This window comes from Parabacteroides sp. AF27-14 (assembly GCF_003635425.1).
Classification (GTDB): Bacteria; Bacteroidota; Bacteroidia; order Bacteroidales; family Tannerellaceae; genus Parabacteroides; species Parabacteroides distasonis.
In genome coordinates, this window is record NZ_QTLZ01000035.1 from 649 (window position 1) to 15,399 (window position 14,751).

Here is a 14,751-nt window from a genome sequence, read left to right on the forward strand (position 1 = left end):
GGCGGTCATAGAGAATCACGCCGACACGGACGATGCCATCTATCTGGATAAGGCGTTGGAACGATCCGGAAGCGACGTGGATAGCCTGGACAAGGCATTATCAAAGTACAAGGAGCTATCGCTGGGTGATATGCAAGCGGCTTACTCGGGACTACTCTCGGCGCTCCATGCCTGCATCAATTACAGGGAGATCGATTATTATCCGCAAAAAATGGCCTCCATCCGCAAACAGATAGCGTTGTATAAGGCTTACTATAACGAGACCGAACGGCAGCGGAAGACCCTCTCGGAGCAATTCGCCTTGACAAGGCGGCAATACGCCCGGGATTCATTATTGTATAGCCGGTCCGTGATTTCCTCCTACGAGCATGAGACCGCACGGGCTTCCCTGCTGCAAAGCCGTTATTCGCTGGAAGGGGCGGCAGCCTCGGCCGAGAATCTCCGGATACAGATCGGGGAGCAAGAGCAATCCTTGCTGGATCTGACGCTGGAGCGGAGCGAGAAAGAATTTACGCTACGGCAGGAATTACAGACCGCCCGGGAACAATTGCTGAACAGCATGAACGAGTGGAGGTTACGTTATTGCCTCATCGCCCCGGTAGGGGGTGTCGTAACTTTCACTAAGTACTGGAATGAGAACCAGTATATCCCATCCGGAGAGGTGGCTTTCACCGTCGTGCCGCAAGGCGAGGGCCGGCTGGTGGGGAAGGTGCGCATACCGATAGCACGCTCGGGAAAAGTCCGGAGAGGCCAGCGGGCGATCGTCCGTTTCTCCAATTTCCCGGATCAGGAGTTTGGAGTGGTAAATGGCGTGGTATCGAATATCTCATTGGTCCCCACCGACGAGTACTATACGGCGGATATCGATTTTCCAGAGGGCCTGAGAACCAATTACGGTATCGACCTGCCCGTCTCGCCCGAGACGCAAGCCTCCGCGGAGATCGTAACGGAAGAATTACGCCTGATCGAACGATTCTTCCTCCCGATCAAACGGATCGTGAAAGAAGGATTTTAGTGTAATATTATCCTTTCTTTCCTATGCGTTTATCACAGATGTCACGAGTGACAGAGTTCGCCGCAGACTATGTCATTCAACTTCTATTACAAATTCTTACAATTAAGACAGCTCCTTATGAAAAAATTTTATTTTATTACGCTTAGTTTTTGAAAAAACTTATTGTACCTTTGCCCTAATCACTCAATAAAGGTATAACCATGACAACTAAGTTCTTGCTCTCGTCCGATGACAATACTCGCAGTGGCCTTCTGAAAAAGAAGATCATACATTATTATATGGCCAATGGAGACGCTACTATAGCGGAGGTATGTAAAGAAATGAATCTCAGTATCCCCACCGTCACTAAGCTAATTAGCGAATTACAAGAGGACGGTTATATACTCGACTTTGGAAAACAAGAGACTAGCGGAGGGCGTAAACCTAGTATTTACGGGCTCAATCCCGTATCCGGCTATTTTGTGGGCGTAGATATACTGAAAGATCAACTGAATCTAGCCATATTAGATTTTAAAGGAGATAAGATCCGCATTGAGCAGAATATCCCTTATACACTCGAAAACACACCAGCCGCTTTAGACCATCTTTGCGAATGTATCAATGAATTTATAAACTCGTTGCCGATCCCAAGGGAAAAGATATTAAGCATTGGCATTAATATATCCGGACGGGTAAATCCTTTCGCCGGATATAGCTATAGCATTTTTTACTTTGAGGAGAAGCCCTTGTCTCAAATCCTTGAGGAAAAACTACATATAAAGATCTATATAGAGAATGACACCCGTTCCATGGCTTACGGCGAATATCTTCAAGGAGTCGTAAAAGGAGAGAAAAATATCCTATTCATCAATATATCTTGGGGATTAGGTATCGGTATCATCATAGACGGCAAGGTTTATTTCGGGAAATCAGGCTTCTCCGGAGAATTTGGGCACTTCAGCTTCTTCGAGAATGAGATTCTTTGCCATTGCGGTAAAAAAGGATGCCTCGAGACTGGAGCTTCCGGTTCTGCCCTGTACCGTACCCTCCTTGAGCGGTATAAAGAGGGTAGCAACACCATATTGGCCAGTAAAATCGATGCCGGGGAATACATCGGACTCTCTGACTTGATCGACGCTATTCACAAAGAGGATATGCTATCTATTGAGATACTGGAGGAGATCGGTTTTAATCTAGGTAAAGGAATAGCAGGATTGATGAACATTTTCAATCCAGAACTGGTCGTACTGGGTGGGCCCTTGTCGCAAACGGGAGAATATTTAAGTCTACCTATTAAAAGTGCCGTTAGGAAGTACTCTTTAAACTTGGTAACCCGTGATACACAGATCAAAGTATCCAAATTAGGTGAAAGAGCGGGCATATTAGGGGCCTGCCTGCTATCTCGATCTAAAATTCTAGGTATGATTTAACAATCATTTCAAAGGAATTAAATAAAAATCAAATAATTATTTCATTTTCTTGATAAAATATTGGTTTATTATTAAAATATTTTATTTATATTTGCATCGTAATTAAAATCAGAGGTTAAAACTCATAAAAATAACGCAGGTATGGATAAAATTAAAGGACTGATCGATGCTCCCTTCACTCCGTTCCATGAGAACGGGGAAGTTAATTACGAGCCAATTGAAGCTTATGCGAAACTTCTTGTGAAAAACGGACTGAAAGGCGTGTTCATCAATGGTTCTTCCGGAGAAGGTTATATGCTGACAGAGGAAGAACGCATGAAATTGGCCGAGAAATGGATGGAAGCAGCTCCGGAAGGCTTTAAGGTAATTGTGCACGTAGGTAGCACATGCGTTAAGTCTAGTCGTAATTTAGCGGAACATGCTCAAAAGATCGGCGCTTGGGGTATTGGCGCTATGGCTACCCCTTTCCCTCGTATCGGTCGAATTGAGGAATTGGTAAAGTACTGCGAGGAGATCGCTTGCGGCGCTCCTGCCTTACCGTTTTACTACTATCATATCCCTGCGTTTAACAACGCTTTCCTCCCTATGCTGGATTTCTTAAAAGCAGTAGACGGGCGTATCCCTAATTTCGCCGGTATCAAATATACATACGAGAGCTTATACGAATACAATCAATGTCGTTTATACAAGGATGGTAAATTCGACATGTTGCACGGACAGGATGAAACGATTCTTCCTTGCCTTGCGATGGGTGGAGCGCAAGGAGGTATCGGTGGTACCACAAACTATAACGGAAAAGAATTAACCGGTATCCTAGAGGCTTGGGCAGCCGGTGACTTAGAGACAGCTCGCGAGAGACAAAACTTCTCTCAGGAGGTTATTAACGTTATCTGCAATTACCGTGGTAATATCGTCGGAGGAAAACGCATCATGAAATTGATCGGATTAGATCTCGGCAAGAACCGTACCCCGTTCCGGAATATGACGGACGAAGAAGAGGCCGCAATGAAAGCGGAATTAGAGGCTATCAATTTCTTTGAAAGATGTAATAAATTCTAAGGTATGGCAGCGTTTGACAATTTATCTAATCCATCGGAATATCTAGCTTATTGGGGCAAGACCTATCGGAATGAGCTTCTTTCCAATATTCTTCCTTTTTGGATGAAATACGGACTGGACAAAGAGAACGGCGGTTACTTTACTTGCGTAGACCGGGATGGTACTCTGATGGACTCTACTAAATCCGTTTGGTTCCAAGGATGATTCGCCTTTATCTTGGCATATGCCTATAATCACATTGAGAAGAACGAAGAATGGCTGAGAGCCTGTAAAAACGGTATCGATTTCATCGAGAAACATTGTTTTGATACGGACGGACGTATGTTCTTCGAGGTAACAGCGGCAGGCATCCCTGTACGTAAACGCCGTTACGTATTCTCCGAGACTTTCGCAGCGATCGCCATGGCCCACTATGCATTGGCATCAGGTGACAAAGGCTATGCCGAGAAGGCCGTGAACTTATTCAAGCAAGTATTGCACTATAAGAATACCCCGGGATTATTGGAGCCTAAATTTCGTGAAGGTCTCGTGGCGAAAGGCCATTCTTTCTGCATGATACTGATCGATACGGCGGCACGCATCCGTGAGGCCATAAACGATCCCATACTTACACAACAAATCGATGATTCCATAGCCGAGTTACGCCGTGATTTCATGCATCCCGAATTCAAGGCTATCTTGGAGACAGTAGGACCCAACGGTGAGTTTATCGACTCTATCGCCGGGCGTACCATCAATCCCGGCCACTCCATCGAGACCGCATGGTTTATCTTGGAAGAGGCCAAATACCGAGGATGGGACCCCCAACTGAAAGAGATGGGTTTACAAATCCTCAACTGGTCTTGGGACTGGGGCTGGGATAAGACGTACGGCGGAATCAACTATTTCAAGGATTGCAAAAACTTCCCTCCCCAAGAGTATTGGCACGACATGAAGTTTTGGTGGCCACAATGCGAGGCGGTTATCGCTACGCTTTACGCCTACCAAGCGACTGGCGACGCCAAATATCTCGAAATGCACAAACTAATAAACGATTACACATTTAATCATCTCCCCGACAAAGAATATGGGGAATGGTATGGCTACCTACACTTCGATGGTAGTGTCTCTCAATCTGCCAAAGGCAATCTATTCAAAGGTCCGTTCCACATTCCTAGAATGCTTCTCAAATGTAGTTTACTCTGCGACGAAATTCTTTCTAAATAACTTTATCTAAAATACTGAAAATCGGTCAATTGACATCAGGGGTCACAACCGTGGCTCCTAATGTTTCTAAGGCTTTGTTTTCCTTTTTATTTTCCTCAATCAAATGAAAAATAAGAAATTATATCCTTGGATCGTAGTCGGTTTACTATGGGTTGTCGCCTTACTGAACTATATGGATCGCCAGATGCTATCAACCATGAAATCAGCTATGATGGTGGATATCGTGGAACTAGAATCTGCGGCGAACTTCGGACGTTTGATGGCAGTCTTCCTCTGGATCTACGGATTCATGAGCCCTGTAGCCGGTATGGTGGCAGACAGGGTAAACAGGAAGTGGCTAATCGTGGGTAGCTTATTTGTCTGGTCCTTCGTGACTTTGATGATGGGGTATTGCACGGATTTCAATCAGATCTATTACCTACGTGCCTTGATGGGGGTCAGTGAGGCCCTGTATATTCCTGCCGGATTATCGCTTATCACAGATTATCACCAAGAGAAAACACGGTCATTAGCCGTAGGTATCCATATGACAGGTCTATACGTAGGCCAAGCCTTGGGAGGATTCGGAGCTACGGTGGCCAGCGCTTATACGTGGGAAACGACTTTCCATTGGTTTGGTATCATCGGCATCGCTTATAGCGTGGTCTTGATCATCTTCTTACACGATAAGAAAGATCATGTCGAACAAGCCGTAAAACTGGAAAATTATCCGAAAGAGAATCCGATTTCCGGTGCGTTTAAAGGATTAGGGATGTTATTCACGAACATCGCTTTTTGGATCATTCTTCTTTATTTCGCCACGCCGAGCTTACCGGGTTGGGCGACAAAGAACTGGCTCCCTACCCTATTCGCTGAAAATCTCTCGTTGGATATGTCCGAGGCCGGTCCGTTATCTACATTCACGATCGCTATCTCTTCCTTTATAGGGGTAATCGCCGGAGGTATTTTATCCGATAAATGGATCCAGCGGAATGTCCGGGGACGTGTATACACAGGCGCCATTGGTTTGGCATTAACGATACCCTCTCTCCTATTACTAGGATTTGGGCACAACTTCCCGATGATTATCGGCGGTGGTCTTTGCTTCGGTATCGGTTATGGTATATTCGACGCCAATAATATGCCTATCCTTTGCCAATTCATCTCCCCCCGTTATCGGGCTACAGCCTATGGAATTATGAATATGACCGGTGTATTTGCCGGAGCCGCCATCACGGATATACTAGGAAAATCTACCGACGCTGGTAATCTTGGCCATGACTTCGCCATGCTAGCCGGATTGGTACTCATCGCACTTTTAATCCAAGTGATCTTCTTACGTCCGAAAGTCGCTAATATGACCGACGAATGCTAATTAATCTCATCCAATAAACTAAATAAACAACAAAAAAGTAATTCATTATGAAGAAGAATCTACTGCTCTTAATGCTTGCGCTCCTACTTCCGGCATTTATGTACGGACAAGAGCAGACAGTCTCCGGAACAGTGCTGGATACCTACAACATGGGTGTCCCCGGTGCGTCTATCGTTGAAAAAGGCACGACAAATGGAACGATTACCGATTTCGACGGTAATTACACTCTCACCGTATCCAACAAGAACGCCACATTAGTATTTTCTTTCATTGGGTACAAGACACAAGAAGTTCCAGTAGCCGGAAAGGCCAAAGTAGACGTGATCCTACAAGAAAACGCCGAACAGCTAGACGAAGTAGTGGTAACCGGTTACGGTGGCTCACAAAAGAGAGCGACCTTGACAACCTCTATCTCTAAATTGGATAACGCCGTACTGGAAAATGCAGCTATGGCCAATGCCGGACAATCTTTACAAGGTACGGTTTCCGGTTTACGCGTAGTAAACATAAGTGGCCAGCCGGGTAAAGACCCCAATATCGTACTTCGTGGTGGAGCTACCATGACCGGAAAAGACAATGGAGCTTTGGTAGTGGTAGACGGTATCGTTCGTAACTCTTTGGCAGATATCAACCCTTCAGATATCGAGTCCATCCAAGTATTAAAAGATGCTGCCTCAACGGCCATTTATGGAGCACGTGCGAATGGCGGTGTAATCCTTGTCACGACCAAACGGGGAAAAGAAGGCGTAGCTTCCGTTTCCTATAAATTTAAAGGAGGAGCAAACTTCGCCCGTACAGGATATGATTACTTGAACGCAGAGGACTATATCTATTATAATCGCTTAGGATACAAGCGAACCGGACGTTCGGGTATCGATAACCAAATGGGCTATGGAGTTGGTAACGATTTATTCGACATTCGCTATCTAGATGACACGACGAAAGGTCTGTTAAACGAAGGTTGGCAACAAATGACAGATCCCAATGATCCTACAAAGCAACTTTTATTTAAGGATTATTCAGGCCAATTGAAAGATGCAGCTTTCAAAGACCCCTCATTCACGCAAGATCATTATTTGAACATTACAGGCGGTAACGATAAGGGTACTTTCGCTGCTAGTTTAGGTTATTACAAAGAAGATGGTTTGATCAAAGGTACTAGTTACGAACGCTTCTCCGGAACGTTAAACGGTTCCTATAAAATATTCCCGATCTTAACTGTAAACGGCGGGGCGACTTACACTTGGTCTCGTACGCCGGGATTATGGATCGGTCAATACGAGTTCTTCTATCGTACGATGAGCCAACGCCCAACTTGGAACCCCTATATGGAAGATGGATCTCCCGCTTCCGGTTTCGGTACCGGTGATGGTAATCCTCTTTACTACAAGGACAAGCTAACGAATACAAATGGAATCCGTCGTTCAACATACAACATAGGTTTCGATTTGCAAATCATTCCCGAGAAATTAGTATTAAAGGCTAATAGCGCTTTGTATCACGTAGATAATCAAACGGATAAATTTGATAAAGCCTATCAACAACAGAACTCTAGCACACCGAACCTAACGCGCCAGGCTGAAGCGAAATATGTAAAGGAAAATCAACAGCAACATAGTGTGACCTTGACATATTCTGATAGTTTCAAGGACAAGCACAATTTGGAAGCCATGGTCGGCGGTGAGTATTTCAATTGGCATCAATATACGTTAAACGCCAAGACTCAAAATTCACCTTCGGATGATATCCCAACCTTGAACGCAGGAAGTAACCGTACGTATTCATACAGTTACAAACAAGGCTATCGTATCCTTTCCGGCTTCGCTCGTGTAAACTATAACTACAACCTCAAATATCTGTTGTCTGTTGTAGCTCGTTATGATGGTATCTCCAAACTGAGCGACCACCGTTGGGGTTTCTTCCCGGGTGTCTCCGCAGGTTGGAACATCATGGAGGAAGATTTCTTCAAGGACTCCAAATTAGCGGATATTATCTCGAACCTGAAACCACGTGTCAGCTATGGTGTAAACGGTAATGTAAACGGATTAGGCTATTATGACGTATACGGTAGTTACGGACAAAAAGACAAAGACGGAAATATCATAACAAACTACAACAATTCCGTTGGTTTTTACAATGACCAATTGGTTAATAGCGGTTTACGTTGGGAGCAAAGTAAGTCTTTCGAAGTAGGTCTGGATATAGGTTTCTTCAATAACCGCTTAAGCTTTATCTTAGACTATTATAACCGTACGACTTCCGATTTGTTGACTGATCTGGATTTGCCTAATTACACGGGATTCAAAAGTATCAAAACCAACTTAGGAACACTGCGTAACCAAGGTTTTGAGATGGAGGTAAAAGCTAACATCTTAAATAATGTAGGAGGTTTCAGTTGGGACGTAACAGCTAACTTATCTACGGTAGCCAACAAGATCATCAAGCTTCCGGCAAACGGAAACGAGAACAACCGCCAAGGTGGATACCAAGTATGGGATCCGAAAAAAGGCGAAGTCGTTTGGGTTGGCGGAAAACAAGAAGGAGGAAAGCTGGGTGACTTGTTCGCATTCAAGCAAGATCACATTTTCAAAGATTGGGATGACGTAAAAGCAAACGCAAATAATCGTTATGACGCCATTGGTGAATTATATGGTCCAGCGGCATGGGAAGCCCTGAAAGACAAAACCGGAAAACAACAAATCGAGCCGGGTGACGTATGTTGGGCCGATTTGAATGGTGACGGTGTCATCAACAATCTAGACCGTGTGAAGGTAGGCAATATCTTCCCGAACGTAACAGGAGGTTTCTCTACCACCGTTTCTTACAAGGATTTCTCTTTATACGCCCGTTTCGACTACGCATTAGGCCATACATTGTATAACGACTTGGCCGCACGCTCTATCGGACAATACCAAGGTTCATTTAACATCATCGACATGGTTAAACAAAGCTGGTCTGAAGAGAACACGAATACGGATATCCCGAAATTCTACTATGCGGATCAATTGAGCAAAAAGAATATCACCCGCTCCAACAACGGACTTACGGCTGTAGATAACAACAGCTCACGATTCTATGAAAAGGGTGATTACTTGGCACTTCGCGAGATCACATTGACATGGAACTTACCGAAAAGATGGATCAATAAAGCGTTTATGTCAAACGCCTCTGTTTATGTCACCGGACAAAATCTGTGCTACTTTACCGGTTATTCCGGAGTATCACCAGAACCAGCCGTAGATACCTATTATGGTCAAGGCATCGACAATGGTAGATATCCGACTCCTAAGACTGTCCTTATGGGTGTATCTGTAACTTTCTAATTAACGCATAAAAATTAAACATCATATGAAAAAGATATTTATAACCTTTATGGTGGCTGTGTCCTTGTTGACATTCAATCGATGCACCTCGTTGGACATGGAGCCAGTCAGCAGTATTTCCGATGCTAACTATTGGAAATCATCGGACCAATTCAAGGCATTCAATACAGGTCTGCATTCCTTGCTTCGCTTACGTAGCTATAATATATTCGTACTGGGTGAACCACGTGCCGATATTTATGGCGACCAGCCTTTCGGAGGTGAAGCCACTCAAGGCGTAGAACGATATCCGTATAATACGATCAACGCTGAATTTACGGGCATCAGCAATTTTGGAGATTTCTATGAGACAATCAACCAATTAAACCTCATGATCCGTAAGACCAACGAGACTACCTTATTAGATGAAAATGAGAAGAACTACTTCTTAGGTGAAGCATATGGTATGCGTGCGTATATTTATTTCCATCTATTACGTTCATGGGGAGATGTAATTTTGGTAACCGAACCTACTCTAGGTAACGAACTGGATATCTCTCATTTGGAAAAAGCGGCGTCTCCAGCAAGTGAGGTCATGGACCAGATCAAGAAAGACATTGACGCTTCCGTCAATGCTTTCGGTAGTGATTATTCTTACAAATATGGAAAAGGCTACTGGTCTAAATCAGCCACATTGATACTAAAAGGTGAAGTTTATTTATGGAGTGGTCGCCAAATGGGTGGAGGTACAGGAGATTATTCTACCGCCAAGGCTGCTTTGCAAGATCTTCAACAAAACGGCAACCTAAAGCTACAGGATAAGTTTACTGATGTATTCGCCTATGGGAATAAGGAGAATAGCGAGATCATCTTCGCTTTCAAGAGTATCAAAGATGAATTCACCATGTGGAAAGATTATAATTGGCGAAACAACATGGTTCCGCAACGTGAATACATGGCAAACTATTGCGATGAATCAGGAACCCCATTCATGGAAATTCCGGGTTATAATTTCCACGGTTTAATGCGTTACCAAGTTAAGAAAGATCATTACTGGAAAACTTTCCGCGAAAATGATTCCCGTCTGACAGGAACCTTGAAAGCTGTTTATCAAAAACAGGAAGACGGAAGCATAAAGTACATCGCTCCATTCGCATACAAATTCCAAGGAACAACATTGGAGGGTAGCAACGAACGTAACTGGCTGGATGATTATCCTATTTACCGTTATGCCGATGCCCTGTTACTACTAGCCGAGGCTAAAGCTCTCTTAGGAGAAGATCCTTCCACGGAGATCAATGCCGTACGCGAGCGTGCTTACGGTTCTGAATATTTCAACGCACATAAAAACGAGGTCGCTTATCCGAATGACAAGGGAAGTTTCTATAACGATAACCCATTTGAGGGGGGCGATGAGAACGTGATGGAAGCTATATTGAAAGAACGGCTGCGCGAGTTCTTCTTCGAGGGCAAGCGTTGGTATGACTTGAGACGTTTCGGTAATCAATATGTCTTGAAATACACGACCGCACAAGAGTCCCGTCTTTTGTGGCCGATCAACGAGGATGCATTGACAAACAATCCCGCATTGAAACAGACTCCCGGATACTAATCGTACATAGGTTTAAGGCGATTGGATATAACTAGGTTTTTGGCACGAATTCCAAAGGGGCTTTGTTCATATGAATGAATATCGCTACCTTTGGAATTCACATATCTATTAATTTCAACCTACAAACAAAAAACATCATGAAAAAAACTTTCCTGTATTTCTGCCTTCTTTTCATCGTACAAACGGCTTTTGCGGCAGACAGTCTTTATGTGCGAGAGCAACAAATCCCCATCTTGATAGACCGGATCGACAATGTACTTTACGAGATGCGGATACCGGCCCAAAAAGGGGATGTATTAAACGAGATCACGATACAGATCGGAGACAATGTCAATCTGTCGGACATCCAAGCGATACGTCTATTTTATAGCGGAGTGGAAGCTCCATCCCGCAAAGGGGAACATTTCAGTCCCGTTACGTACATATCCAGCCATATACCGGGAAATACCCGTAAGGCTCTTGAATCTTATTCCGTACGGCAAGATGAGGTTACCGCCCCCTTGTCGCGCACGGTAAAACTAACCTCTAAACAACCGATGCTTAAAGGCATCAATTATTTCTGGGTAAGTATCCAGATGAAGCCAGAGACTTCCTTATTGGCAAAAGTAGCGACTACGATACCTAACGCCCAGATCAACAACAAACCGATCGACATCACTTGGAAAGGAAAGGTGGACGAACGCCATGTAGGTATCGGCGTACGCCAAGCCGGGGATGACGGATCGGCGGCCTTCCGCATCCCGGGATTAGTGACGACGAATAACGGAACATTACTCGGAGTCTACGATATTCGCTATAATAGCAGCGTGGACCTGCAAGAGAAAATCGATATCGGAGTAAGCCGCAGTACCGATAAGGGACAAACTTGGGAACCGATGCGAGTAGCCATGACTTTCAAACAAACGGATGGCCTGCCCCACGGACAAAACGGCGTGGGAGACCCATCGATCTTGGTAGACGAAAAGACCAATACGATCTGGGTAGTAGCCGCATGGACGCATGGTATGGGTAACGAACGGGCTTGGTGGAACTCCATGCCGGGAATGACACCGGACGAGACCGCCCAACTTATGCTCGTGAAAAGTGAGGACGATGGTAAGACGTGGAGCGAACCGATCAACATCACGTCTCAAGTAAAAGACCCGTCTTGGTATTTCCTATTGCAAGGCCCGGGACGAGGCATCACGATGCAAGACGGTACTTTGGTCTTCCCCATCCAGTTTATCGACGCTACCCGTGTGCCCAACGCCGGCATTATGTATAGCAAAGACCGCGGGAAAACATGGCACCTGCATAACTTAGCCCGCACGAATACCACGGAGGCGCAAGTTGCCGAGGTAGAGCCGGGCGTATTGATGCTAAATATGCGCGATAACCGGGGCGGTAGCCGTGCCGTAGCCACGACAAAAGATTTAGGCAAGACATGGACAGAGCATCCTTCCAGCCGCAGTGCCTTGCAGGAACCCGTTTGTATGGCCAGCTTGATCAAGGTAAACGCCAAAGACAACATCACCGGCAAAGACCTTTTACTCTTCTCCAACCCGAATACGACAAAAGGGCGTAATCATATCACGATCAAGGCGAGTCTGGACGGCGGACTTACTTGGCCTACGGAACATCAAGTCTTATTAGACGAGGCCGAGGGCTGGGGATATTCCTGTCTCTCCATGATCGATAAGGAAACGGTTGGAATCTTCTACGAGTCAAGCGTGGCGCATATGACCTTCCAAGCCATTAAGCTAACAGATCTTATTCCTTAGAGAAACAATCTATGAGATCAATACTGAATCTTATTCTTATTGTATATATAGGCATTTCCGGGTCTTTACAGGCCCGGAATCCTGTTTTATTGCCCTTGCCCCAAAAATACGTCCGGACAAACGCTTCGTTCCATCCGAAGGAAATCGCGGTTTCTTCCGAAGGGAAACTCCGTTCCATCCTAATGGAATTCTTGGAGGAGCTGCCGGTAAGCGTCCAACCGGACAGCCGATACAAGATAGAGGTTTCCTTGGTTGACAAATTGGACGGAATCCCCCTCAACTCCGAGGAGGCTTATCAACTAAGCGTCTCTTCCCGGGGCATAACCATCCGGGCAGTGTCCGAGCAAGGGGCTTATTGGGCGATACAGACCTTACGCCAACTGACCGAGCGACGAGGAAACCAATATTCCATCCAAGGTTGCGAGATCACCGACTGGCCTGCTTTCCGCATACGAGGATTCATGCAAGACGTAGGGCGGAGCTATATCTCCATGGAAGAACTGAAACGGGAGATCGAGGTACTTTCCCGCTACAAGATGAACGTATTTCATTGGCATCTCACGGAGAACCAAGCTTGGCGTCTGGAGAGCAAGATCTTTCCGATGCTGAACGACAGCTGCAATATGAGCCGTATGCCCGGAAAATATTACACGATCGAGGAGGCAAAGGAGCTGGTTCGCTTTTGCAAGGAGCATAACGTACTATTGATCCCGGAGATCGATATGCCGGGGCATAGCGACGCTTTCATCCGGGCGTTCCGTCATGATATGCAGGGCAAGGAGGGTATGGCGATCTTAAAACTATTGATGGATGAGGTTTGCGAGGTATTCGAGGAGGTTCCTTACTTACATATCGGTACGGACGAGGTAAAGTTTACCAATCCGAAGTTCGTACCCGAGATGGTCGCTTATATCCGTGCGAAAGGGAAACAAGTGATCTCTTGGAACCCGGGATGGAAGTACAAACCGGGTGAGATCGACATGGAGCAAATGTGGAGTTACCGGGGAAAAGCACGACCGGGCATTCCTGCGATCGACTCCCGTTTCCATTATATCAACCATTTTGATACGTTCGCCGACTTAATCGCCTTGTACCCCAGCCGTATTTACAATGAACCGCAAGGAAGCCATGATTTGGCGGGTACGATCCTTGCCGTATGGCACGACCGGATCGTACAGCCGGAGGACAAATTGATCCGGGAGAATAATTTGTATCCGAATCTATTAGCGATCGCCGAACGTTCTTGGTTGGGCGGCGGCTATCAATATTTCGATAAGAACGGAACGATGCTGCCTATCGATCCCGATAACGAGGAGCATAAGGCATTTGTCGATTTTGAGCGGCGGATGTTATGGCATAAAGAACATCATTTCCAAGGATACCCGTTCGCCTACGTCAAGCAAACCAACGTGAGATGGCGTATCACCGACCCTTTCCCGAATGATGGGGAACTGACCCGCTCTTTCCCTCCGGAAAAGGCGCTTCAGACGCAATATACCTATGAAGGGAAAAGCTACGGCACGCACGACGCCATCGGTGCCGGAATCTACCTGCGCCATGTCTGGGGACCGCTGGTTCCCGGTGTCTATAAGGACCCGCAGCCGAATCATACCGCTTACGCATGGACTTGGATCTATTCGCCCAAGACGCAAGACGTAGGGGCGTGGATCGAATTCCAGAATTACGGGCGCTCGGAGATGGATCTTCCTCCCTCACAAGGGAAATGGGATTATAAAGAGAGCCGTATCTGGGTAAATGATCAAGAGATAACGCCCCCCGTATGGACCGCTACCCACCGGGAGAAGTCCAATGAGATCCCACTGGGGAACGAGAACTGCGTAAGCCGTAAACCAACCCCGGTCCATCTGGAAAAAGGCTGGAACAAGGTGTTCATGAAGCTTCCGGTCGGTACGTTCAATACCCCCGAGGTCCGTCTGGTGAAATGGATGTTTACGTTCGTTTGCGTCACCCCGGATGGAGAGAAAGCGGTGGAAGGACTGGTTTACTCTCCGGATAAACAACTTAAATAACGTC

The 14,751-nt window shown here is 45.8% G+C and carries 8 protein-coding genes and 1 pseudogene; all 9 read left to right on the forward strand.

The window, feature by feature from the left end:
• The coding region (locus DWY79_RS20985; protein WP_233564029.1) for an HlyD family secretion protein at positions 1–1,015 on the forward strand (1,015 nt) is incomplete at its 5' end.
• A gap of 200 nt (positions 1,016–1,215) precedes the next feature.
• Positions 1,216–2,424: an ROK family transcriptional regulator gene (locus tag DWY79_RS20990; protein WP_005860500.1), complete on the forward strand. Its 1,209-nt coding sequence runs from the start codon at positions 1,216–1,218 to the stop codon at positions 2,422–2,424.
• Positions 2,425–2,565: 141 nt separating this feature from the next.
• Positions 2,566–3,483: a dihydrodipicolinate synthase family protein gene (locus DWY79_RS20995; RefSeq protein WP_008773239.1), complete on the forward strand. Its 918-nt coding sequence runs from the start codon at positions 2,566–2,568 to the stop codon at positions 3,481–3,483.
• Positions 3,484–3,486: 3 nt separating this feature from the next.
• Positions 3,487–4,689, forward strand: a pseudogene (locus DWY79_RS21000) (AGE family epimerase/isomerase).
• A 103-nt stretch (positions 4,690–4,792) separates the two neighbouring features.
• Complete coding sequence (locus tag DWY79_RS21005; RefSeq protein WP_005860494.1) at positions 4,793–6,043, forward strand: MFS transporter; 1,251 nt, start codon at positions 4,793–4,795, stop codon at positions 6,041–6,043.
• A 47-nt stretch (positions 6,044–6,090) separates the two neighbouring features.
• Positions 6,091–9,366, forward strand: coding sequence for a TonB-dependent receptor (locus DWY79_RS21010; RefSeq protein WP_122115116.1), 3,276 nt, complete (start codon positions 6,091–6,093; stop codon positions 9,364–9,366).
• 25 nt (positions 9,367–9,391) lie between these two features.
• Positions 9,392–10,957, forward strand: a complete 1,566-nt coding sequence (gene nanU, locus DWY79_RS21015; protein ID WP_005863837.1) for a SusD family outer membrane lipoprotein NanU — start codon at positions 9,392–9,394, stop codon at positions 10,955–10,957.
• A 137-nt stretch (positions 10,958–11,094) separates the two neighbouring features.
• Positions 11,095–12,717 carry a sialidase family protein gene (locus tag DWY79_RS21020; RefSeq protein ID WP_005863836.1) on the forward strand — a complete coding sequence of 541 codons (1,623 nt, stop codon included), beginning with the start codon at positions 11,095–11,097 and terminating at the stop codon, positions 12,715–12,717.
• A gap of 11 nt (positions 12,718–12,728) precedes the next feature.
• The gene (locus DWY79_RS21025) at positions 12,729–14,747 is read left to right on the forward strand and encodes a family 20 glycosylhydrolase (RefSeq protein ID WP_122370323.1); all 2,019 of its coding nucleotides are present in this window, start codon (positions 12,729–12,731) and stop codon (positions 14,745–14,747) included.
• The last annotated feature ends 4 nt before the right edge of the window (positions 14,748–14,751 follow it).

Bases quoted from the DNA above. Each gene is read 5' to 3' on its own strand.
- DWY79_RS21010 (WP_122115116.1), top strand. From the start codon at position 6,091: ATGAAGAAGAATCTACTGCTCTTAATGCTTGCGCTCCTACTTCCGGCA.
- DWY79_RS21025 (WP_122370323.1), top strand. From the start codon at position 12,729: ATGAGATCAATACTGAATCTTATTCTTATTGTATATATAGGCATTTCC.
- DWY79_RS20995 (WP_008773239.1), top strand. From the start codon at position 2,566: ATGGATAAAATTAAAGGACTGATCGATGCTCCCTTCACTCCGTTCCAT.
- DWY79_RS21005 (WP_005860494.1), top strand. From the start codon at position 4,793: ATGAAAAATAAGAAATTATATCCTTGGATCGTAGTCGGTTTACTATGG.
- DWY79_RS20990 (WP_005860500.1), top strand. From the start codon at position 1,216: ATGACAACTAAGTTCTTGCTCTCGTCCGATGACAATACTCGCAGTGGC.
- nanU (WP_005863837.1), top strand. From the start codon at position 9,392: ATGAAAAAGATATTTATAACCTTTATGGTGGCTGTGTCCTTGTTGACA.
- DWY79_RS21020 (WP_005863836.1), top strand. From the start codon at position 11,095: ATGAAAAAAACTTTCCTGTATTTCTGCCTTCTTTTCATCGTACAAACG.